Origin of the sequence: Pseudarthrobacter sp. PvP090 (assembly GCF_040547365.1) — a bacterium.
GTDB lineage: Bacteria > Actinomycetota > Actinomycetes > Actinomycetales > Micrococcaceae > Arthrobacter.
In genome coordinates this window covers 69,442-90,447 of record NZ_JBEPPO010000009.1, presented here as the reverse complement: position 1 = coordinate 90,447, position 21,006 = coordinate 69,442, and the positions used below count along the sequence as shown (strand labels likewise).

General features: G+C 67.7%; 17 protein-coding genes and 1 tRNA gene. 8 read left to right on the top strand and 10 right to left on the bottom strand.

What is annotated here, in order from left to right:
* Positions 1-56: 56 nt before the first annotated feature.
* Positions 57-1,652, bottom strand: a complete 1,596-nt coding sequence (locus ABIC21_RS12145) for a sensor histidine kinase (RefSeq protein ID WP_354350652.1) — start codon at positions 1,650-1,652, stop codon at positions 57-59.
* Positions 1,653-1,655: 3 nt separating this feature from the next.
* Positions 1,656-2,396 carry a response regulator transcription factor gene (locus ABIC21_RS12140; RefSeq protein WP_354350651.1) on the bottom strand — a complete coding sequence of 247 codons (741 nt, stop codon included), beginning with the start codon at positions 2,394-2,396 and terminating at the stop codon, positions 1,656-1,658.
* Between the two features lie 625 nt (positions 2,397-3,021).
* Here ABIC21_RS12140 and ABIC21_RS12135 point away from each other — a divergent pair.
* The 5 genes from ABIC21_RS12135 (at position 3,022) to ABIC21_RS12115 (ending at position 6,682) form a co-directional block, all read left to right on the top strand.
* Positions 3,022-3,885: a winged helix-turn-helix domain-containing protein gene (locus tag ABIC21_RS12135; RefSeq protein ID WP_354350650.1), complete on the top strand. Its 864-nt coding sequence runs from the start codon at positions 3,022-3,024 to the stop codon at positions 3,883-3,885.
* A gap of 161 nt (positions 3,886-4,046) precedes the next feature.
* Entirely contained in the window at positions 4,047-4,250 is a 204-nt protein-coding gene (locus ABIC21_RS12130) for a dodecin family protein (RefSeq protein ID WP_307462216.1), read from the top strand.
* Positions 4,251-4,305: 55 nt separating this feature from the next.
* Positions 4,306-4,833, top strand: a complete 528-nt coding sequence (locus ABIC21_RS12125) for a SixA phosphatase family protein (protein WP_354350649.1) — start codon at positions 4,306-4,308, stop codon at positions 4,831-4,833.
* A 90-nt stretch (positions 4,834-4,923) separates the two neighbouring features.
* Positions 4,924-5,529 (top strand): hypothetical protein, encoded by a 606-nt coding sequence (locus tag ABIC21_RS12120; protein WP_354350648.1) that lies wholly within the window; start codon positions 4,924-4,926, stop codon positions 5,527-5,529.
* A gap of 91 nt (positions 5,530-5,620) precedes the next feature.
* Positions 5,621-6,682, top strand: a complete 1,062-nt coding sequence (locus tag ABIC21_RS12115) for an EamA family transporter (protein ID WP_354350647.1) — start codon at positions 5,621-5,623, stop codon at positions 6,680-6,682.
* 593 nt (positions 6,683-7,275) lie between these two features.
* Here the strand turns inward: ABIC21_RS12115 and ABIC21_RS12110 are convergent.
* From ABIC21_RS12110 to ABIC21_RS12095, 4 genes are all read right to left on the bottom strand, one after another.
* Positions 7,276-7,950: a TetR/AcrR family transcriptional regulator gene (locus tag ABIC21_RS12110; protein WP_354350646.1), complete on the bottom strand. Its 675-nt coding sequence runs from the start codon at positions 7,948-7,950 to the stop codon at positions 7,276-7,278.
* The gene (locus ABIC21_RS12105) at positions 7,947-9,995 is read right to left on the bottom strand and encodes a YhgE/Pip family protein (RefSeq protein WP_354350645.1); all 2,049 of its coding nucleotides are present in this window, start codon (positions 9,993-9,995) and stop codon (positions 7,947-7,949) included. The genes ABIC21_RS12110 and ABIC21_RS12105 overlap by 4 nt, the downstream gene beginning before the upstream one ends.
* Positions 9,992-10,699: an ABC transporter ATP-binding protein gene (locus tag ABIC21_RS12100; protein ID WP_354350757.1), complete on the bottom strand. Its 708-nt coding sequence runs from the start codon at positions 10,697-10,699 to the stop codon at positions 9,992-9,994. Before ABIC21_RS12100 ends, ABIC21_RS12105 begins: the two co-directional genes overlap by 4 nt.
* Positions 10,700-10,879: 180 nt before the next feature.
* A complete protein-coding gene (locus ABIC21_RS12095; RefSeq protein ID WP_354350644.1) occupies positions 10,880-12,337 on the bottom strand; it encodes a dihydrolipoyl dehydrogenase family protein in 1,458 nt (485 codons plus the stop codon).
* 259 nt (positions 12,338-12,596) lie between these two features.
* On the opposite strand from ABIC21_RS12095, the gene ABIC21_RS12090 reads away from it, so the two are divergent.
* Entirely contained in the window at positions 12,597-13,253 is a 657-nt protein-coding gene (locus ABIC21_RS12090; RefSeq protein ID WP_502935991.1) for a FadR/GntR family transcriptional regulator, read from the top strand.
* 92 nt (positions 13,254-13,345) lie between these two features.
* Here ABIC21_RS12090 and ABIC21_RS12085 read toward each other — a convergent pair.
* A tRNA-Arg gene (locus tag ABIC21_RS12085) sits at positions 13,346-13,419 on the bottom strand.
* A gap of 275 nt (positions 13,420-13,694) precedes the next feature.
* Between ABIC21_RS12085 and ABIC21_RS12080 the strand changes: the two genes are divergently transcribed.
* Entirely contained in the window at positions 13,695-15,527 is a 1,833-nt protein-coding gene (locus ABIC21_RS12080) for a phosphoenolpyruvate carboxykinase (GTP) (RefSeq protein ID WP_354350643.1), read from the top strand.
* A gap of 315 nt (positions 15,528-15,842) precedes the next feature.
* Positions 15,843-17,243: an FAD-binding oxidoreductase gene (locus tag ABIC21_RS12075; RefSeq protein WP_354350642.1), complete on the top strand. Its 1,401-nt coding sequence runs from the start codon at positions 15,843-15,845 to the stop codon at positions 17,241-17,243.
* A 214-nt stretch (positions 17,244-17,457) separates the two neighbouring features.
* Here the strand turns inward: ABIC21_RS12075 and ABIC21_RS12070 are convergent, their stop codons facing one another.
* From ABIC21_RS12070 to ABIC21_RS12060, 3 genes are all read right to left on the bottom strand, one after another.
* Positions 17,458-18,618 (bottom strand): globin domain-containing protein, encoded by a 1,161-nt coding sequence (locus ABIC21_RS12070; RefSeq protein ID WP_354350641.1) that lies wholly within the window; start codon positions 18,616-18,618, stop codon positions 17,458-17,460.
* 189 nt (positions 18,619-18,807) lie between these two features.
* Positions 18,808-20,310, bottom strand: a complete 1,503-nt coding sequence (locus ABIC21_RS12065; protein ID WP_354350640.1) for a CBM96 family carbohydrate-binding protein — start codon at positions 20,308-20,310, stop codon at positions 18,808-18,810.
* Positions 20,311-20,417: 107 nt separating this feature from the next.
* Positions 20,418-20,867: an RrF2 family transcriptional regulator gene (locus tag ABIC21_RS12060; RefSeq protein WP_354350639.1), complete on the bottom strand. Its 450-nt coding sequence runs from the start codon at positions 20,865-20,867 to the stop codon at positions 20,418-20,420.
* Positions 20,868-21,006: the final 139 nt, after the last annotated feature.

Sequence of the window (21,006 nt, the reverse complement as noted above, 5' to 3'; positions counted from 1 at the left end):
ACAGGAATCACGACGACGGCGGGGCGGCTTGCGCCCTGACCGGCGGCGACTTGTCCTCAGGCAGGCGGCGGAGCCGCCGGCAGCCGAACGGTGAATTCGGTCCGGCCGGGCACCGAGGTCACGCCGACGGTCCCGCCGTGGGCCTCGACAATCGACTGCACAATCGACAACCCCAGCCCGCTCGTTCCCTCGGCGGACGTGCTCGGGGCCGGGACAGTGGTTGTGGCGACCCCGGAGGCTGCCCCCGACGACCGCGGGGGGTGCAGCGGACGCCGCGGAAGGGCCCCACTGCCTGTTGCCGGCGTCGTGGGGGATACCGGATTCTTGCGGGAAGCGTCCGCCCGCGTGAAGCGGGCAAAGATGCGGTCCACGAACTCGGGGTCAATCCCGGGGCCGCTGTCAGTCACGGTCATCACAACATGTCCGTCCGGGAACCGCTTCACGCCGGTCACCACCGTCGTGCCGGGGCCAGTGTGCTTGCGGGCGTTGGAGAGCAGGTTGGCCAGCACCTGATGCAGTTGGGTCGCATCCCCGCGGACCACCACAGGCTCTTCCGGGAGTTCCAGGTGCCAGACCCGGTCCGGTGCCATGACCTTCTCGTCGCTGACCGTCTCGATGGCCAGCTGGGTGAGGTCCACGTCGCTGAGCTTGAGCGGCTGGCCCTCATCCAGCCGCGCGAGCAGGAGCAAGTCCTCGACGAGGGTGGTCATGCGTTCGGACTGGCTCTGCACCCGGGCCAGGGACTTCTGGCCGTCAGGGGTGAAGTGTTCGGTCATCCGCATCAGTTCGGTGTAGCCGCGGATGGCGGTCAGGGGGGTGCGCAGCTCATGCGAGGCATCCGCGACGAACTGGCGGACCTTCATCTCGCTCTTCTGCCGGGCTTCCAGTGCATTGGAGACGTTGTCGAGCATCATGTTCAGTGCATGGCCAACACTGCCCACTTCGGTTCCCGGATGCGCTGCGGACGCCGGTACCCGCACGGCAAGTCCCACTTCCCCGGCGTCGAGCGGCAGCCGGGAGACCTGCGTCGCCACCTCGGAGAGCTGGTCGAGCGGCTTCATGGTCCGGCGGATCAGCGCCGTCCCGGCCAGTCCGATGACCAGGAGTCCGCCCGTGGACACAAGCACCATGGTCCAGACCATGGTGGCCAGCGTGTTCTGCTTCTCTGCCAGCGGTAGGCCGGTCACGATCACGTCGCCGTCCGGGGTCTCGGCGGCAACCAGCCGGTAGGCTCCGGCGGACAACGTCCGGTCCACCGGTTCGCTCCACGGCGTGAGCGCCAGGAGGACTTCGTCGTCTTCATCGGTGAGGGATTCCCTGGTGGCATCCTCGGAGAGAAAACCGGCGCTGCGGACCGAATCGTCAGTGATTCTCGCGTTCAGGGTGCCGATGGCCTGTCCCCGGGCCTCCAGGGGATCGGAGCGGCCGGAGCGGCCAAACTCGCGGGCACGGGCAGCGGCCTGCGTCAGCTGGGTGTCGAGCTGCCTGGTCAGGAAGAAGTCCATCGAGGCATAGCTGACGATACCGACGGCCCCACAGATCGCGACGAGCAAGGCCATGGCGACGAGGACAAGGCGGGTGCGCAGGTGCCAGGTGGACGGGTTGCGCCAGTTGAGCCCGGCGGGGCGGATCCCGGCGGAGCGTTCAGGCACGGATCAGTCCGCCGGTTTCAGGACGTAGCCGGCGCCGCGCACCGTGTGGATCATGGGCGGGTGGCTGGCGTCGACCTTCTTGCGGAGATACGAAATGTACAGCTCCACGATGTTGGCCTGACCGCCGAAGTCGTAATCCCAGACCCGGTCAAGGATCTGGGCCTTGCTGACGACGCGTTTCGGGTTCTCCATGAGGTAGCGCAGCAGCTCGAACTGGGTGGCTGTGAGGTGCAGTTCCTCGCCCGCGCGCCGGACCTCCCTCGTGTCGATGTTCAGGACGAGGTCCCCGACGACGAGTTCGGCGGTGTCCATCGCAGCCACTCCGGATCGCTGGACCAGCCGGTGCAGACGCAGCAGCACTTCCTCCATGCTGAACGGCTTCGTCACGTAGTCATCCCCGCCCGCTGCCAGCCCGGTAATGCGGTCCTGGACGGCGTCCTTTGCTGTCAGGAACAGGGCAGGCACCTCCGGCGCGAAGGCGCGGATCCTGCCCAGCAGCTCAACGCCGTCGAAGCCGGGAAGCATCACGTCGAGCACCAGCACGTCGGGGCGGAAGTCCTTGGCAAGCTTCACCGCTTCGGGGCCGTCGGCGGCGACGGCAACAGACCATCCCGCCATGCGCAGCCCCATGCTCATGAGCTCGGAGAGACTGGGTTCGTCGTCCACGACCAGGGCGCGGATGGGGGAGCCATCCGGATGGGTGAGCTGGGGGAGATTGTTGGTCATGGAGTGCGAAGTGGCCATGGGACAACTCTCCGATCTGCCGGTTAAGTGCGGCTTTGGGGATCCTGTGCGGCGCCTGTGAATCCCAGCCTAGCGAGCTGGACATCCACGGAACTGCCCGCAGGCCCGGATTTTTTGTTGTCCTGCGGTGACCACTCTGTGGAACTCTGGACTTCCAATGCTAAGTAGGCGAAGGGTTTGCCGGTTTCGACTTACAGTGAACGATTCTGGCGGACCGGCTGTTCGCCGCGAATTAAGTTCGGCTAATGGCGCCGAACGGGCACCCATTTACTAGAACAGTTGTTATTTTATTGACGGCGCAGAATTGTGATCTGCACTACATTTCCGCGTTCTGTCTCATATCGTGGACTTTCGCGTCCATTGTTACTTGCAAGTTTTCATTGTTACGTTGCACACTTCAATTGTGAACAAGAACTCAACAGCACCTGCAGCCGCAGTTTTTTGGATCAGCGCACCCGCTGGTACCGAGAAGCACTGTTGTCGAATGCACGCCTAACTTTTACACCCCAAAGGTTTCTAGGCATTCGCCCCCAGCCCAGCGTCGGGCGCCCTCCCCAGTATTCATTGCGGGGAAAAGTAGCATTCGAGCCGCGATGACGGCCATTCACATTGAGGTAAGCAATCCATGTCAGTTGCATCCGGATACGTCCACATCTCCGTCCGTAACGCCAGCAAGGCCGGCCAGGCCTCCGGTATCCGCCAGGGCTTCGGCGGCCGGGCATCGTTCGCCCCTGCCGGATCCGGCAACAGCTTCCCCGCCCCGGGCTATGCCCCGCAGGGCTACAACCCCAACTCCTACGGACAGCTCCGCGCCGTTGCGCCGGCACCGGCCACGGCCCCGACTCCTGTGATTGCTCCCGGCGACGGCAGCCCCGTCCGTCCCGTCCCGAACGACAACGTCGCCCGCGGTTTCGTCCTCTACATGGGGATCGACGAGGAAACCGCCGCGGCCGCCGGCACGTCCATTGCCAAGCTGGCCCAGGAAATCCGGGCCTATGCCCAGTCGCTGGTTTCCGGCGCCGAAAGCTACGCTGCCGTCGCCGTCGCCCCGGCCAGCGCCCCGGGCTCCGCGCTCGACGTCGTCCGTTCCACCTTCGGTGACCCCACCGTCGGTGCCCGCCAGCGGTCCGACACCGCCCGCCTGCAGCAGCCGCAGGACCCGCGTCCTTCCGGCGTGCTGATCGATCTTGCCCGCCGCGAGGTGGCGCTCGACGGCGAATCCCTGAACCTCACGTTCAAGGAGTTCGAGCTCCTGAACTACCTCGTGGAGAACGGCACCCGCACCGTGGGCCGCGACGAGCTGCTTGAGGGCCTGTGGCGCAACGCCGAAGAGGTGCCCAACGAGCGGACCATCGACGTGCATATCCGCCGCCTGCGCTCCAAGCTCGGCCGCCTCGCCAACACCGTGCGTACGGTCCGCGGCCAGGGCTACCGCTTCTATGAGCACCCGGAAGTTGTTGTCTGGGCCGCTCCGGAATACTCGATCTAGGTTCTGCCTGCGCAAAGCGCCCGACCCTCAGCTGGGGCGGGCGCTTTGCTGTCTCCGGGAGCTTTCAGCGGATTTCCGCTCGGGGCGGCTTCTGGACCCTGTTGTGTTTCCTCCCTTCGGCGTAGTCTCGGACCCGTTGAGCCGACTATTGGGAGGAAGACATGTCTGTTGCACGGATAACTACCCTGAGCGCGAACTCCAAGACCTCGTTTGATGCTGCCATCAAGGAGGGCATCGACCGGGCGAACAAGACCCTGCGCAACGTCACGGGGGCGTGGGTGAAGGAACAGAAGGTTGAAATCAGCGACGGCGCCGTCGTGGCCTGGCACGTTGTGCTGGAAGTGACCTTTGTCCTGGACGATTGAGCGGCCGCTGGTGGGATGCGTGCTCGGGGATCAGGCCCCGCACTAGGATTGATCCATGAGCGCGCATCACATCAAACGGCTGGTGATCATGCGGCATGCCAAGTCGGATTGGCCCGGCGGCGTCGCGGACCACGACCGGCCGCTCGAAGAACGCGGCCACCGCGATGCCCCGCAGGCCGGAAAATGGCTGTTGAAGCATGGCGTGGTCCCCGATTTCATCCTCTGCTCCAGCGCCCTGCGCACCCGGCAGACGTGCACCTGGGTGTGCAGCGAACTCGGCGACAAGGCTCCGACGCCGAAACTCGAGGAGGGGCTCTACGCGGCCTCGGCGAAGCGGATGCTGACCGTCATCAACCACGTCCCGGACACCGTGACCACCCTCATGCTGATCTCGCACATGCCCGGCGTGCAGGACCTCGCCATGCACCTTGCGTCCCGCGATTCCAATCACGACGCCTACATGGACGCCGCCACGCGATGGCCCACGAGCGCGCTGACCGTCATGGAGACGGAGAAGTCCTGGGACGAACTCGACGGCCAGGACGCGCGGCTCACGCACTTCAAGGTTCCCCGGGCCAAATAGGCGCTCGGCACGGTGCTCACTGCCCGATTCCCGGATGCATAGTCATACAGGCGATTCTGCGGTTTACTGATGCTGTTTACTCGTGGACTTATGGCGATCGAGAGAAAAGGCGGAATCATCGTGGACTCAGGACAGCTCATAGGGATCATCATCGGCGTCGTTGTGGTGATCGCGATCGTCGTGGTGGTAACCATGCTCAGCCGCAAGCGCAAGGTGGAGGCAAACCGCAACAAGGCCGTCGAAATGCGTGAACAGGCCAGGACCGAAGAGATCGGCGCCAGGGAGCGCGAAGCGCAGGCTGCCCGGGCCGAAGCAGACGCCAAGCAGGCAGAGGTCGAGGCCGAGCGGCTCAGGGAGGAAGCCAGCGCACGGCAGCAAGAGGCCGAGAAGGTCCGCGCCGGCGCGCAGGAACAGCTGCGGAAGGCTGACGAGCTGGACCCTGACGTCGTCATCACCGAACGCGATGCCCAGAGCCGGGACCAGGCGCCCCGGGAGGCCACCGGCACTGAGGAGCTGCGCCGGGACCGCAGTGACCGGAACCCTTCGACCGGCGAACAGGCCTCCACCCCGGGCGGCACTCCGGCCTCCACCACGGGCGGCAGCCAGGTTCCCGGAAGCCAGGTTCCCCCGGAGCCCGCACCCCACGAACCGGCCCGCACCGACGAGCCCCGCGGTGACAACCCCCGGAACCTCTAACCATTCACGCACCACTTAATCTCCGGCCTAATCTCCGGCACGCAGACCCGATCCGGCTGCGGCGCCCGGCCGGAACCGGCATAGTGGCAGAGTGAACCCTCGTCATTCCGCCCTGGCCCTGCTCGTCGCTGTCCTGTGGGGCGTCAACTTCGTCGCGATCGACCTTGGCCTGCACCCGGACGGGGCGGAGATGCCGCCGCTGCTGTTCGTGGCCATGCGGTTCACCCTGGTGGTCCTTCCCTGCATCTTCTTCATCCGCAAACCCGAGGTGGGCTGGAAGGCGATCATCGGCGTCGGGCTGTTCATGAGCGCCGGACAGTTCGGGCTTCTGTACCTGGCCATGGCCCTGGGCATGCCCGCGGGCCTGGCCTCGCTGGTCCTGCAGGCACAGGTGCTGCTGACCGTGCTACTGGCCGCCGGCTTCCTTGGCGAGCGGCCGAGCCGGCGGCAGTTCGCCGGTGTGGTGCTGGGCGTGGCCGGACTCGCCGTGGTGGCCGTCGGCCGCAGCCTGGTCGCCCCGGTGCTCCCGCTGATGATCGTGCTCGCCGCGGCGCTGTCCTGGGCCGCCGGCAATATCGTGGCCCGAAAGGCCAAGGCGGCATCCGGACTGGGACTCGTGGTGTGGTCAGGAGCCGTGGTGCCGCTGCCCCTGCTGGGCCTGTCCCTGCTGGTGGACGGGCCCGCGGCGGTGTCGCAGGCCCTGCTGGAAGTCCAGCCCGTCACCCTGGTGAGCGCCCTCTACACGGCCATCTTCGGCTCCCTGGTGGGCTACGGCATCTGGAACAGGCTGCTGGGGCTGTACCCGTCCTCCGCGGTGGTGCCGTTCACCCTGCTGGTTCCGGTGGTCGGGATGACGACGGCGTGGCTCGTCCTGGGCGAGGTGCCGACCCCCGCCGAGGTGACCGGCGGGCTCCTGCTGCTCGCCGGCGTGGCGACAGCCGTGCTGCGCCCCTGGAAGTTCCGACGGCGGGATTCGCGTCCGCGCGCTCAGCGGCGGGGCGAGGTCCGCGCCGGAGGGCGCCCGGAGGATGTGGCAGGGGACTTGGCAGGGGACTTGGCAGGGGACTTGGCCGCAGCGTTCCCCCCGGCGGAGGACGCCGGCCGCTTGAGGCCGGAGGATGCCACCCGCGGGGCTGGAACCCGGGCCGACTGAGTCTTGGCGGTCTGAGCCTTCGTTCCGGCCGCGGACCTGGACGCCGGACGCGGGGTGGCGGTCCGGGACGGTGCGGTCCGGGATGGTGCACGTTGGGCGGCCGCCGGCCGGGATGCCGGGCCCCTCGCGCCCGACGCGGGTCGCCGCCGCGGGGCATGTCCGGCGGCGCGCGGCCGCCGGCCCCGCCCCGGCAGGACGGTTCCGGCCACGAGCAGCAGCAGGGTGGCGGTGCCGGCCGCAGCGGCGAGGTAGAAGTAGAGGTCCGGATGGTCGGAGTCCACCCGCGTCGAGATCGCGTCCGGATCGGAGTTGAAGGCCAGCCCCCACTGCCGCAGGAACGCGATGCTGAAGGCAATAAACAGGATGCTTCCGATCCCGCTGGCAGCCAAGGTCCGGTGCCGGCGGCGGATAACCACCTCGGAGACGCAGGCGATGTAGGCTGCCGCGCAGGCCGCCAGGAACCACAGGAACACGGTCTCGTGCAGGGTGATCCCCGCCAGTGCCAACAGCGCCAGGGCGGCGAAAAACGCGCCGATGGCAATCTTGGTGTTGTTACCCATGTGGCCCATGTGGTTAATCATCCCCGAGAGGGGCTACTTCCTGACGTAGCCGCGCATGGATGCCATGATCGCGGTGACACTTTGTTCGCGGGTCCGCTCCGGGTTGTAGGTCTGCCGGTCCAGGCCCACCACGAAGCAGGCCCCGAAGATGGCCGTCTCCAGGCTGCCCCGGGATACCCCAGGATCCACCGGGTAGACGGCGGCCACCGCATCGATCGCCGCGCGGACCACGGTGAGCAGCCGTTCCCGGAGCTCGGTGAAGGTGTCCTGCCACTCGCTGGGGGTCCGCCAGTTCTCGCTGACCCACAGCCGGGCAAAGGACGGGTATTCGTCCATGAAGTCCATGGCCTGGCCGATCATCTCGTCCATCGCCGCCAGCGGGTCTGCCGAATCGGCCCTGACGCTCAGGAGCCGGGCCAGCAGGATGTCCACACCGTGGCGCAGCAGCTGGGCGATCAGGTCCGACTTGCTGCCGAAGTTGTAATACACGGTGCCCTTGGAGACTCCGGCTGCCGCCGCGATCTCATCGACGGTCACCCCGGCCACTCCGCGCTCGCCGATCAGGTCCATCGAGGCCTCGAACAGCTTCTGCCTGGTCGCGTTGGTGCGGGCCGGCCGGAGCTTCTTCACGGTTTCCGTGGGTTCCGCGGTTCCCGCAGGATCCGCGGGATTCGCCGCGCCGCCGGAAGGCGCCGTGCTGCTGCTCATACGGTGATCTCCGGTTTCAGGGTCTTCAGGGTCCAGTACTTGTGCTTCCGGACGGCCAGGGTGGACAGGGCTGTCCCCAGCAAAGTGTAGCCAAGCAGCCCCAGCATCGTGGGCAGGATGACGGCCAGGTCCGCGCCGTAGATCAGGTGCCGCATGCCGTTGACCACGTACCCCATCGGCAGGAGCTGGTGCACCACATGCAGCGGCTCGGGCGTGGTCTGCCAGGGGAAGGTGCCCCCTGAGGAGACCAGCTGCAGCACCAAGAGGATGAGCACCACGAGCTTGCCGGGGGAGCCGAGCAATGCCACGACGCCCTGGATGATCGCGCTGAACGCCATCGCGGCAGCCAGCATCAGGAACCACATCAGCCAGGGGTGGGCGGGGCTGAGGCCCAGCCCCACGTCGACCACAAGGGTCAGCAGGCTCGCCTGGACGGCCGAGACGGCCAGGAACGGAAGCCAGCCGCCGACGGCGATTTTCCACGCCGGGGCATTCGACGCCAGCGCCCGCTGGGTGACCGGCCGCATCGCCTGGATCAGCATGAAGACGCCGATCCACAGGGCCAGGGTGAGGAAGAACGGTGCGAGGCCCGCGCCGTATGAGCCTGCCTTGGCCTGCGAGACGTTGCTGACAGCGACCGGATCGGCCATCACCTTGGCGAGGCTGTCCTTCTGGGTGCCGTTCGGGTGGGGGACCTGGCCGGCGCCCTTGGCGAGTTCAGCCGCAAGGGTCCCGGCGCCCTCGGAAGCCGTGGCCGCCCCGCCTTCCAGCCGGGCGGCGCCGTCGTCGAGCTTTTGCGCGCCCTCGGAGAGTTTTGCGGCGCCGTCCAGTGCGCCCTGCTGCCCGGCGGCGAGGGCGGCGGCGCCGCCGGCCAGCTGGTCGGCGCCGGTGGACGACTGGGTGATGGCGCCGCTGAGCGCGGGTGTGGCCGCTGCCAGCCGGGCCGCCCCTGCGCTGACCGCAGCGGACGCGTCCGCCAGCTGTTGGGTCTGCGCTGCCGCGATCTTGAGGGTGGCAGCGGACCCCGGGGAGGCCGGCGGGGCGGCATTGGCATCAAAGTCCGCGAGGATGGCCCGCGACTGGGCCTGGGTGATGGCCCCGGCGGCGACGAGCCGGCTGTTGGACGCGGCCACCCGGCTGCGCTGCGCCTGGGCGGACGCCTGTTCGGAGGCTGCCAGCTGGCCGGCCAGGCCCTGCACCTTGGTGTTGAGGGCGGCGTTGCCGGCCGCCACCTGCGCGGCCCCGTCCGCCAGTGCCCGGGAATCGGCAGGCAGCGTGGCGGTCTTGTCTTTGAGCTGGGACAGTCCGGCGCTGAGCTGCCCCGCGCCGCTGCTGAGGGTATTCGTACCGTCGCGGAGCTTGAGCTGGCCGGCCTGGAGCTCGGCCGCGCCGGTCTTGAGATCGCCGGTGCCCTGGTGCAGGGCAACGGTCCCGTTGTGCAGGCCGGCGACGCCGTCGGCGAGCTGCCCCGCGCCGTCGGAAGCCTTCAGCATCTGGGAGTGGATGGTCCCGAAGCCGGTGAGGAGCTGGTTGGCGGTTTCCTCGCCGACCTCGGTGGACACCGTGGTGTGCACGGCGGTGGTGAGCTTGTCCACGATGGTGCTCAGCAGGTAGTTGTTCGCGTCATTGGTGGTGACGTTGAGCATGGCCTGGTTGGCGGCGTCGAAACTGCCGGGGGAGACGAGGTTCGCCGAGAAATCCTTGGGGATCTTCAAGGCGAAGGCGTACTTGCCGGTGCTCACGCCCTGGTCCGCCTCCTCCGTTCCGGAGACGGTCTGCCAGTTGAAGACATGCCCGTCCCTGAGGCTTTCCGCGACCTTCCGGCCGGCCTCGAGCCGGGTTCCGTCGGCGGACTTGGCGCCGGTGTCTTCCACGACGAGGGCGGCGTCGACCTGGTTCAGCTTTCCGTAGGGATCCCAGTTGGCGTAGAGGTAGACGGCGCCATAGAGCAGGGGCACCATGGTCAGCGCCAGGATGGTCAGCCTGGGCAGCAGGCCGCCGGTCATGCGCTTGAGTTCGGAGCGGGCCAGCCGCAGCACAGTCACAGTGCGTCCTCCAGTTCGGGTGTGGTGGATGCAGGAAGGAGATCCAGGGGAGGGTCCCCGCCGGCAGCGGAACCCGCGTTGCCGATCGCGGCGGCCGGCCCGGTCCAGCCGTCCGGGACGCGCATGACGGTGGCGACGACGGCGAGCGGACGCCCGGCGTCGTGGGCCAGCTCCTCCAGCCGCGGCAGCCAATCCTCCGGATCGCCATGCCGGTCCGGGGAGTCCACCACGAGCAGATCCGTGTGCGGGTTTGCCAGGGCAAGGGCAGTGAGCAGCCCGATCCGGCGCGCGGGAGGGAGCTGCTCGGTCCACAGCCCGGCGATGTCCTCGAAGCGGTTGACCTTGAGCCAGGGCTTGCCCACCAGGGAACCGCGGTATCTGCGCGGAACCAGGGCCAGGTCCTCGGTGACGAGGTCGCGGACGCTGAGGTGCTGCTCGGGTTCGTTCACCCTGGGGGAGTCCACGACGGCGCTCGCCTGCCGCAGCGTCTTGATCCGGGTGCTGCCGTTCCACTCCGCGCCGTCCCATGCAAAGTGGCCGCCGGACGGTTTGAGGCGTCCGCTCAGGGCCAGGGCCAGGGCGGTGCGCTGGTCCTGTCGGCTGCCGGAGACCAGCAAAAGTTCGCCGCGCCGGACCTGGAGCGACGTGGCCGGCAGCAGCACGTCCCGTCTGCCGTTCACGGAGAGTTGTTGCACGCGGAGCAAAGGGAGCCTTTCGCAGAAGAATGTCTGCATAAAGGCTAACTAAACTGACCGGTCAGTTCAAATAGAATCAAGGGAGTGTGATCAACCAGACCGGGCCCGGCCCGGCGGGCGGTTCCGCCGAGGTGGGACTTCGCGCCGATTTCCGTCCAGAACACCAGCGCGAAGGCACACGTCGCCGGGTCAGAGCCCGTATTCCTCGAGCAACCGCAGCCAGACCTCGCTGATCGTGGGGTAAGCCGGCACCGCGTGCCACAGCCGGTCCAGCGGGACTTCTCCGACGACGGCGATCGTGGCGGCGTGCAGCAGTTCGGCCACATCCGGGCCGGCAAACGTGGCGCCCAGCAGTACCTTCCGGTCCTCGTCGACCACCAACTGCGCCCAGCCCTCATACCGTTCGGCGTGCAGCGAGGAGCCGGCCACCTGGATGGGCAGTTCCACGGAGGACACGCTGAAGCCGTCCTGTTCCGCCTGCTGCACGGTCCGCCCCACACTGGCCAGTTCGGGATCGGTGAACACAACGTTGGGCACCGCGTGGTCGTCCGCAGTCCGGGCGTACCGGCTCCACGGCGCGGCCCCGCCGCCGAGCTCGCCCCTGGCCCGGGCGGCGATGGCGTCGCCCGTGGCCCGCGCCCCGTACTTGCCCTGATGGGTCAGCATGACCTTCCCGGCGGCGTCGCCGGCGGCGTACAGCCACGGCTCGACGCCGTTCCCGGTGCCGCCCGACACCAAACCGGTGGAGTCCGTGCTGAGCCGCAGTTCCCCGCCGTCCGCGGCGGCGAGCCCGACGCTCTCCAGGCCGATCCCTTCGAGGGCGGGATGCCGTCCGGTGGTGACCAGGAGCCTGTCCGCCGTCACGGTGCCGCCGCCCGCCAGCTTGAGGGTCAGGGAGCCGTCGTCGTTCTCGCGGACGCTGTCGGTTCCGGTGTGAAGGTGGAGGCCGACGCCGTCCGCCCGCAGCCCGGCGGCGACCAGCGCGGCTGCCTCCTCCGGGAAGGCGCCCAGCAGGCTGCCGCGTGCCACGAGAGTCACGGCGGCGCCCAGCCGGGCGAAGGCCTGGGCGAGTTCGGTGCCGGCGACGCCGCCGCCCAGCACCGCCAGCCGGCCCGGGATCTCGCGCGCGGACGTCGCTTCCCGGGTGGTCCAGTAGTCCACATCGGACAAACCTTCAATGGGCGGCACCGTGGGCGAGGACCCGGTGGCCACCACGACGGCGTGCCTTGCCGAGAGCGCGCAGCGGTTGCCGTCCAGGCCCGCGACTTCAACCCTCCGGGTGTCTGTGATCCAGCCGTGGCCGCGGATGAGCTCGATCCCGGCGTCCTGGAGCCACTTGACCTGGCCGTCGTCCTGCCAGTTGGACGTGAAGTAGTCGCGGCGTTTCAGGACAGCGGCTGTGTCCAGGGTCCGCGTGACGGCCTCCGCGGCGCCGGGCACGGTCTGGGCGCCGTGAAGGGCGGTGCCGGGGCGCAGCAGCGCCTTGGAGGGCATGCAGGCCCAGTAGGAACACTCGCCGCCCACCAGTTCGGCCTCGATGAGCACCGCGGTCAGCCCGCCCTGCACGGCGCGGTCCGCCACGTTTTCGCCCACGGCGCCGGCGCCGATCACAATGACATCGAATTCCCGTTCAAGCTGTGCCGTCATGGCAAAAGCCTACGCCGGGCAGCGGGCCGCGGACCTTGACCAACACCCTTTGCAGGACGTGGGACCACCGCTACTGTTGGGAACAGACTTGGGGGAGGGCAGGGCCATGACGGAAGGCAACGTGACCGCCGGCGGTGCGGGCCGGGCGGGCGGCCATGGAGCGGGCGGCCCCGGCGCCGCAAGCGTGACCGGAGCCGTACCTATGCCGCCGGCGAGGTTCAGCGCGCAAGCCAGGCTCAGGGCATTGCAGGCGGACATCATGGAACTGATTCTGGAACGTGAGCTGGACGCCGGGGATCCGCTGCCGACCGAGCATGAGCTCTCCGCCGCACTGGGCGTCGGCCGGAACACCCTGCGGGAATCGCTGAAGGTGCTCCAGGCCCTGGGGGTCATCGAGATCCGCCACGGCTTCGGCATGTTCGTGGCGCCCAGCAATTTTGACGCCCTCACCGACGGACTCACGTTCCGGGGCCGGTTGTCGCTGCGGCATCACGGGCAGGAGGCCCTGCAGCTGGTGGACGTCCGGCAGGCGCTGGAAGCCGGGCTGATTGCGGCCGCCATGGACCTGATGACCCCGGAACACCTGACGGCCGTGGAGGAATCAGTGCTCCGCATGGAGGTGCTGGCCGACGCCGGCGCGAACTTCGTCGAAGCGGACGCCGAGTTCCACCGCCGGCTGTTCGAACCGCTGAATAACGCCCTGCTGGTCAGTCTGCTCGGTGTCTTCTGGCAGGTCTACCGGCGGCTCCACGTGGAGCTGGGCGGAGCCGAGGGCGTCGATCTCCTGGAAACAGCGGCCCTGCACCGGGGGATCTATGAGGCCGTCTCGACAGGGGACAAGGTTCTCGCAGCGCAGCGGCTGAACGGCCACTTCGACGGCATGCGGCTCCGGATCAGCCAGGCCGTCGCACCGTAGCGCCCCCGTCGGGCGTAAACAGTCGCACCGCAGCGCCCCGGGCGTTAAACAAAAGATCCGCACCGGCGGACCGGTGCGGATCTTTTTCTCTGTGCGCCCAAAGGGATTCGAACCCCTGACCTTCTGTTCCGTAGACAGACGCTCTATCCAGCTGAGCTATGGGCGCATTTTCTGTTCTTGGAGCTTCTCGCTCCCCGAACCTCGAATTACTTTACGCGAGGAGGGGCCGTAGTGACAAATCGAAACGGGTGTAATCTACCCGACTAGACCGGTCTACGTGACCTTAGTCACAAAATAGGACCACTTCGTACCGTCTATTCCTTGTATTTCCGCGGTTTTTGATTTCCGGGCTCCCGGACATCCCACATCTGGCCACGATTTCGAGGGGTGATCTAGCCCTACATTTAGGACACACGACTGAACCCGAGGAAGGGAACCGTAATGGGAGATCTGGCGCGACTGCCGTTGCTTGAAAAAGCACCCACCACACATGCTGGCCTGCTGGCATGGGTTGAAGAGGTAGCTGAACTGACCCAGCCGGACCGGATCCACTGGGTAGACGGCTCCGAAGAAGAGAACACCCGGCTCACGGATGAGCTCGTCGCCGCGGGCACGCTGACCCGCCTCAACGAGGAACTGTTCCCCAAGTCTTTCGCGGCATTCTCCGACCCGGCCGATGTGGCCCGCGTCGAAGAGCAGACCTTCATCTGCTCCGAGAACGAACGCGACGCAGGCTTCACCAACAACTGGATGGCTCCGGCGGAGATGAAGGCGAAGCTGCGCGGCCTGTTCAGCGGCTCCATGCGCGGACGCACCATGTACGTCATCCCGTTCGTCATGGGCCACCTTGACGCCGAGGATCCCAAATTTGGCGTGGAGATTACGGACAGCGCCTACGTTGTCGCCTCCATGCGCATCATGGCCACGATCGGCACCGAGGTCCTGGACAAGATCACCGCCACGAACGCCTTCTTCGTCCCCGCCCTGCACTCCCTGGGCGCACCGCTGGCCCCCGGCCAGGCCGACGTCGTCTGGCCCTGCAACCCTGACAAGTGGATCGTTCACTTCCCCGAAGAGCGCTCCATCTGGTCCTTCGGCTCCGGCTACGGCGGCAACGCCCTGCTGGGCAAGAAGTGCTACGCCCTGCGCATCGCGTCCGTGATGGCCCGGGACGAGGGCTGGCTCGCGGAGCACATGCTCATCCTCAAGCTGACCTCGCCGGAGCAGAAGAACTACTACATCTCCGCGGCCTTCCCCTCGGCCTGCGGCAAGACCAACCTCGCCCTGCTGGACCCGACCATCAAGGGCTGGAAGGTCGAAACCCTCGGTGACGACATCACCTGGATGCGGATCGGCAAGGAAGGCGAACTGCGCGCCACCAACCCCGAGGCCGGCCTGTTCGGCGTCGCCCCGGGCACCGGCTGGGGCACCAACCCCAACGCCATGCGCGCCATCGCCAAGGGCCACAGCATCTTCACCAACGTCGCCCTCACGGACGACGGCGGTGTCTGGTGGGAGGGCATGACCGAAGACACCCCCGCCCATCTGACCGACTGGCAGGGCAACTCCTGGACGCCTGATTCGGACCGGCCCGCAGCCCACCCGAACTCCCGGTTCTGCACGCCGATCTCGCAGGTCGACATGCTGGCCGAGGAGTACTTCAGCCCGGACGGCGTGGAGCTCTCCGCGATCCTCTTCGGCGGCCGCCGCAAGACCACGGTTCCGCTGGTCACCCAGGCCCGCAGCTGGACCAACGGCATCTTCATGGGCTCCACGCTCTCCTCCGAGACCACGGCTGCTGCCGCCGGCCAGGTCGGCGTGCTGCGGCGCGACCCGATGGCCATGCTGCCGTTCATCGGCTACGACGCGGGCGATTACCTGAAGCACTGGATCAGTGTCTCCGGCAAGGCCAACCCGGAACGCCTGCCGCACATCTTCCTGGTCAACTGGTTCCGGCGCACGGCCGACGGCGACTTCGCCTGGCCCGGCTTCGGCGACAACGCACGCGTCCTGAAGTGGGCCATCGAGCGCATTGAAGGCAAGGCCGACGCCGTCGAGACCCCGATCGGCTTCGTGCCGGCCGGGCACTCGCTGGACCTCACCGGCCTGGACCTGACGCACGCCCACGTGGAAGACGCAGTCCGCGTGGACCGCGAGGAGTGGGATACCGAGCTCGCCTCAATCGAGGAGTGGTACGCCAAGTTCGGCGACTCCCTGCCCGATGCCCTGCGCTCAGAGCTTGAGGGCCTGAAGGAACGCATGGCAGAGCACTAGCAGCCAACTGATCCGACGACGGCGGCCCCGCACCTTGCGAAAGGTGCGGGGCCGCCGTCGTGCTCCCATCGACTGCTCCGTAGCCGCCCTTTTGACCCCTCAAAAGGGCGGCTACGGAGCAGTCGATGGGTACTTTGGCCGGGGAGCAAGCCGGCGGGACTTTGGTCCCTAGACCGCAGCCGGGGGGGACCCTAGGCTCAAACGCATTCATCAGCCGGGCCGACAGCCGACTGGGGAGGATGCTGGGGGCCATTCCACGCGTGCGCCGCCGTGCCCTCAACCTGCTCGCAGTACGCGAGAGCTCAGGAGCCCATCATGCTTGCCATCGACGACATCCACGCCCTGTCCACGGCGGTCAGCGGCCCTGTCGCCTTGCCGGACAGCCCCGAATTCACCGCCGAAACGGCCGCGTTCAACGCCGCAACCGTCCACCGGCCCGACGTCGTCCTGGGCGCCGCGAACGCACACGATGTCGCCGCCGGGGTGAAATGGGCGGCAGCGCGCGGGCTCCCTGTGGCGGTCCAGTCCACCGGGCACGGCGCCGACTCGGTGGTGGAGGGTGGCCTGCTGATCAACACCCGACGGCTGCAGGATCTGCAGATCGATCCGGTTGAACGCACCGCGCGGGTGGGGGCCGGCGTAAAATGGCGCAGCGTCCTCGAAGCGAGCGTACCGCTCGGGCTGGTCGGGTTGCACGGCTCAAGCACCGACGTCGGCGTCGTCGGCTACACCCTCGGCGGCGGGCTGCCTGTGATGGGCAGGGCCCATGGTTTTGCGGCGGACCATGTCCGCAGCATGGAGGTCGTGACCGCGGACGGCGCGCTGCGCCGGATCAACGCCGGGGCCGAGGCCGAGCTGTTCGCTCTGATGCGCGGGGGCAAGGGCAACTTCGGGATCGTAACCGAACTGGAGTTCAGCCTTTTTCCGCTGGGGGACTTCTACGGCGGTGGGATCATCTATCCCGGGGCGGATGCGGCCCTCATCCTGGCTGCGTTCCGGAAGTGGCTGCCCACACTGCCCGACGACGCCTCGCCCTCCATCTCCCTGCTCCGGCTTCCGGAGATGGAGTTCGTCCCCGCGCCGCTGCGGGGCCAGTTCGTGGTGCACCTGCGATTCGCCTTCCTGGGGACCCGCGAGGACGGCGACAGCCTGCTTGCCCCGATGCGGGCGGTCTCGCGGCCGCTGATGGATACGGCCGGACCCATGAGCTACCTCGACGTGGACCAGATCCACATGGATCCGGCGGATCCGCTCCCCTTCACGGCCGGCGGGGCCCTCCTGAAGGACCTCGGCGAGGAAACCGCCGCGGACCTGCTGAAGCTCACCGGCGAGGGCTCGGACTGTCCGCTGCTCCTCGTCGAGATCCGGCCGCTCGGCGGGGCCCTGGCCCGTTCTGCATTGTCCCAGTCCGGGGAACTGCCCGACGCCGTGTCCGGGCGTGACGCGGCGTTCCTTCTGTTCCTTCTCGGGTTCAAGATGCCGCCGGTCGCCGAAGCGGTCACCGCCTCCATCCGCGCGGTCCTGGCTGGGATGGCTCCCCACGCCACGGGGTACACGCTGGTCAACTTCCACGGCGAGCCCGGCGATGAAACTGACCGGGCGCGGGCCTGGTCGCCCGCCGTCTACGAGCGGATGAGGGCCGCGAAGTCCAGCTACGACCCGGGCAACCTCCTGCGCTTCGGCCACACGATCACCGGTGTGCCGTCCGCGACCTGACACTCGTGCTGCGCTGCGCAGCGCAGCACCCTCCACGACGGCGGCGGGCCCCGCACCCTGTGAAAGGTGCGGGGCCGCCGTCGAACTCCCATCGATTGTCCCCACCGGCTCCCTAGCCTCACAAGTTCGGCCAGGGAACCCTGCCGGCGTGGGCCCGCCGCCACGGCCCTTTTCACCCCTCAAAAGGGCCGTTGCGGAGCAATCGATGAGTACTTTAGCTGGCCAGCCAGATGTCCGGACCGAAGACCTCGTAGTGGATCTTCGTGGCCGGGATGCCGGCGTTGATGGCCTCGTTGCGGATGCTCTTCATGAACGGCAGCGGACCGCACAGGTACAGCGAGGCGTTGGCCGGCAGGTCCACTTCGCGCAGCGACATGAACCCCTCATTGGTTCCCTCGACCGGCCGCTCGAGCCAGAGCTGGAGGTCGGCGCCGTCGAGGCGCTCGACGTCGTCCGTCATCTGGGAGCGCAGCGCCCAGGACTCCAGGTCGCTTTCCGCGTGCAGCACCAGGACCTGGCGGTCCGAGCCGGCCTCCGCGAGGGAGCGCAGGATGGAGGCGGTGGGCGTGCAGCCGATGCCGGCGGAGGCCAGGACGACGGGGCCCTCGCCGTCCTTGAGCGTGATCTCGCCGTAGGGGTTGGAGATCTCGAGGATGTCGCCCACCTGGACGGTGTCGTGCAGGACGGGGGAAACTTCGCCGCCGTCGTCCTTCTTCGTGGTGAAGCTGCGGCTCGTGCCGGCGTCGCCGGAGAGCGAGTACTGGCGGACCTGGCGCAGGCCGTCCGGGAGGGTGACCTTGACGCTGACGTACTGGCCCGGCAGGGCTGCGGTGATGGGGGTGTCGTCGGCCGGTTCCAGGGTGAAGGTCATGGAGCCGGTGCCGGCGGCGGTCTTGGCGGCGACCCGCCATGGGCTCCACATCGTGCTGTTGGCCTGGGCCGCGTAGAGGCCCTTCTCCAGCTTGATCAGCGCGTCCGCCATGAGCCAGTAGACCTCGGTCCAGGCTTCGGCGATTTCCGGGGTGATGACCTCGGCCAGGTCTTCGGCGATGGCGGCGAACAGGTGCTCGTAGACCACCTGATACTGCGGTTCGGTGATGCCGAGGGAGGCGTGGCGGTGGGCGATCCGGGCGAGCACGGTCTCCGGCAGGGTTCCGGGGTTGTTCACCAGGTGGGTGGCGAAAGCGGCGATGCTTCCGGCCAGGGCCTGCTGCTGGTTGCCGTTGCGCTGGTTCGAGCGGCTGAAGAGCCCGTCCAGCAGTTCCGGGTGCGCCGCGAAGAGGCGGGCGTAGAACTTGGGGGTGATCTCACCGATCCGGGATCCGACCAGCGGGAGGGTGGCCTCGATGACGGGGAAGGACTTGTCCGAGAGCATGTTGACTCCTGAGATAGTGGCCCGGGGGTCTTCAACCGGACCGATGGAAATACCTGTATACGAAATACAAGTATTTGTACCTCAGTTCTACATGGCGTAGAAAACAACTTCAAATCGAGGGTATTCCCGGGCGTGGCGTGGCCGTTCTCGCTTCTCGGGCTGGCGGGTGCGGAGGCCCCTGATTCAGTGTCAGTGGCAGCTGTCGCTGCCGGAAAAGGAGCCGGTCGTGCCGAAGTTCGTGAAGGTCATTCCCGGCACGGGCAGGAACTGCCAGGAATAGGAGCCCTCGTTGAGGGTCAGCTTGAGCGGCCCGAAGACGCCACGGTTCCGGGCCACGAGTGCCGATAGCAGCGGGTCCGAGTTCGGTGTGAGCGCCTGGAGATCGCTGCCCCCGCCGCCCGCCGTAAAGGATCGGATCCCGGCCTCGGAGAACACCGGTGCGGTATTGGACCCCGACGGGCCTATCGGCCTGAAGATTTCACTTACGTGGTTGTGCGCCGAAATCATGACGTCTACGCCGTGGCCGGCCATGAGATCCCACATTGGTCCCAGTTGCGGGTACGAACCATGTTTCAAGCCCGTCGACCAGCGGGGATGGTGGGTCGCTACGAGGGTGCACGCGGTCGGTGAATTTGTGAGTCGGTCCTGCAGCCAAAGATACTGCGGGCTGCCGACGCCGCAACCGCCTGTCACCCTGCCGGCGTCGCATTCGCTGTTCAGGGCGATGAAGGTCCACGCGCCGATGGTCGTGGCGTAGTACCCATCCGGACGCGCCCCGGAAGCGCCACTGGTGACCCCCGGTCCGTAAAAATAGTCAAAATAGCCACGGGTGTTGTCGCCGTATTCGTGGTTGCCGAGCACCGGCAGGGTGATTGACTTGATCGCCCCGAAGGTGTCGTTGTAGCTACCGGTGCCCATGAACTCGGCGAGGGTGCCGTTCTGGTACTGAAGATCCCCGAGGGCGATGAAGCGGTCGGGCGACTCGGACGCGACTACCGCGGCGACGTCGCCGTGGCGACACGTCGAAGACGTGACGGCCACGCCGGGGGCGCAAGCGATGTCGCCGACAGCCAGCACGGTCGCTGTCCCTCCGGGCGGCGGGGGCGGCGGGTTTCCTCCGGTGTAGGTGAGGTTGAGGACGGCGCGCAGTGACGTGGAGGCCTGTCGTGACCAGAACCATGCGCTGTCGGTGCCCGTGCCGGTCAGGGCCAGGGTTCTGGAGCCGGTCCAGCCGGCGATCTGGCTGGTGTCCAGGGTGATGTCGTAGGTCGTGTTGGGCACGCCGCCGCCGGGCAGGGACCCGAGGGTGGGCCCGGACACTGCCGGGCGGTTGGCGTAGAACGTGCCGGTTTCGGACCACGTGTCCGCTGCGGCGCGGACGTTGAGCGTGTTGGCGGATCCGGCGGAGGACAGGCTCGTTGTGCGCAGGCGCAGGCTCGCGCCGGTCAGTGTCTGTCCGGCAGGGGCGGCCGGGAACTGGAACCGCAGTACTGTCGTGATCTCGGGTGAGCCATAGACGGCGAGCGAGCCGCTGGTGCCAAAGTCCGTGGTGGGTGCCGAAGACGAGGTATAGGTGTCCGCAACCGGCCCCACCGCCACCACCGTCGGCACCGCATGGGCCGTGGGGACGGTCACCAGGGAGAGAAGAAGTGCACCGGCGCCGACAGTGGCAAGCCTGCGAAGTCTCTTCATTTCCGGCCTTTCGCGTGGCCGGTAGAAAATGAGGCTCCCCCGGGCCCCAGTAGGAGGAGAATTCCACACTTCTTCAGGGTCCGGCATAAAGAGCCGGAGGCGCGCCATCAGAGGCCGGGGCGCAGGCCGATCGCCTGGAACACCGGCGCCATTTGCCGGGCGGTCGGCAGGGACGCGACGACAATGTCGTCCAGTTCGCGGTAGAAAGCCTCGCGCGCTCGGGAGAGGGCTCCGCGGAGGCGGCATTCGTTGATCAGCGGACACGCCCCGCCGGCGCCGACGCAGTCAGCCGGGTCCGTGCGGGTGTCCAGCTGGCGCAGGAGCTGGCCCACAGTGGCGAGCCGACCGGCGCTGCTGAGCCGGGAACCGCCGTGCCGTCCACGCTCGACGTCGATCAGGCCCAGCTCCCGCAGCTTCGCCATCGCCTTGCTGACGTGGTTGTAAGGAGTCGCGACGGCGTCGGCGATGCTCTGGGTGGTGAGGAGTCCGCCGTCGGGAGCGGCGGCGAGGACCATCATGGCGCGCAGGCTCACATCCGCGAAGGCGTTGATCTTCATAACACCAGCTTAGGGCGGTCTAGTCCACCGTGATGCCGGAGTCGTTTCGTCGCCTCGCGATCACGTATGAACCACAGCTATGCCGTAGCATTGGCACGGCGCGCCGAGCCGGGCGCCGGAGAAAACCGCGGCCGGGATC

Bases quoted from the DNA above. Each gene is read 5' to 3' on its own strand.
- ABIC21_RS12140 (WP_354350651.1), bottom strand. From the start codon at position 2,396: ATGGCCACTTCGCACTCCATGACCAACAATCTCCCCCAGCTCACCCAT.
- ABIC21_RS12135 (WP_354350650.1), top strand. From the start codon at position 3,022: ATGTCAGTTGCATCCGGATACGTCCACATCTCCGTCCGTAACGCCAGC.
- ABIC21_RS12130 (WP_307462216.1), top strand. From the start codon at position 4,047: ATGTCTGTTGCACGGATAACTACCCTGAGCGCGAACTCCAAGACCTCG.
- ABIC21_RS12125 (WP_354350649.1), top strand. From the start codon at position 4,306: ATGAGCGCGCATCACATCAAACGGCTGGTGATCATGCGGCATGCCAAG.
- ABIC21_RS12120 (WP_354350648.1), top strand. From the start codon at position 4,924: ATGGCGATCGAGAGAAAAGGCGGAATCATCGTGGACTCAGGACAGCTC.
- ABIC21_RS12110 (WP_354350646.1), bottom strand. From the start codon at position 7,950: ATGAGCAGCAGCACGGCGCCTTCCGGCGGCGCGGCGAATCCCGCGGAT.
- ABIC21_RS12095 (WP_354350644.1), bottom strand. From the start codon at position 12,337: ATGACGGCACAGCTTGAACGGGAATTCGATGTCATTGTGATCGGCGCC.
- ABIC21_RS12090 (WP_502935991.1), top strand. From the start codon at position 12,597: ATGGAACTGATTCTGGAACGTGAGCTGGACGCCGGGGATCCGCTGCCG.
- ABIC21_RS12080 (WP_354350643.1), top strand. From the start codon at position 13,695: ATGGGAGATCTGGCGCGACTGCCGTTGCTTGAAAAAGCACCCACCACA.
- ABIC21_RS12075 (WP_354350642.1), top strand. From the start codon at position 15,843: ATGCTTGCCATCGACGACATCCACGCCCTGTCCACGGCGGTCAGCGGC.
- ABIC21_RS12070 (WP_354350641.1), bottom strand. From the start codon at position 18,618: ATGCTCTCGGACAAGTCCTTCCCCGTCATCGAGGCCACCCTCCCGCTG.
- ABIC21_RS12065 (WP_354350640.1), bottom strand. From the start codon at position 20,310: ATGAAGAGACTTCGCAGGCTTGCCACTGTCGGCGCCGGTGCACTTCTT.
- ABIC21_RS12060 (WP_354350639.1), bottom strand. From the start codon at position 20,867: ATGAAGATCAACGCCTTCGCGGATGTGAGCCTGCGCGCCATGATGGTC.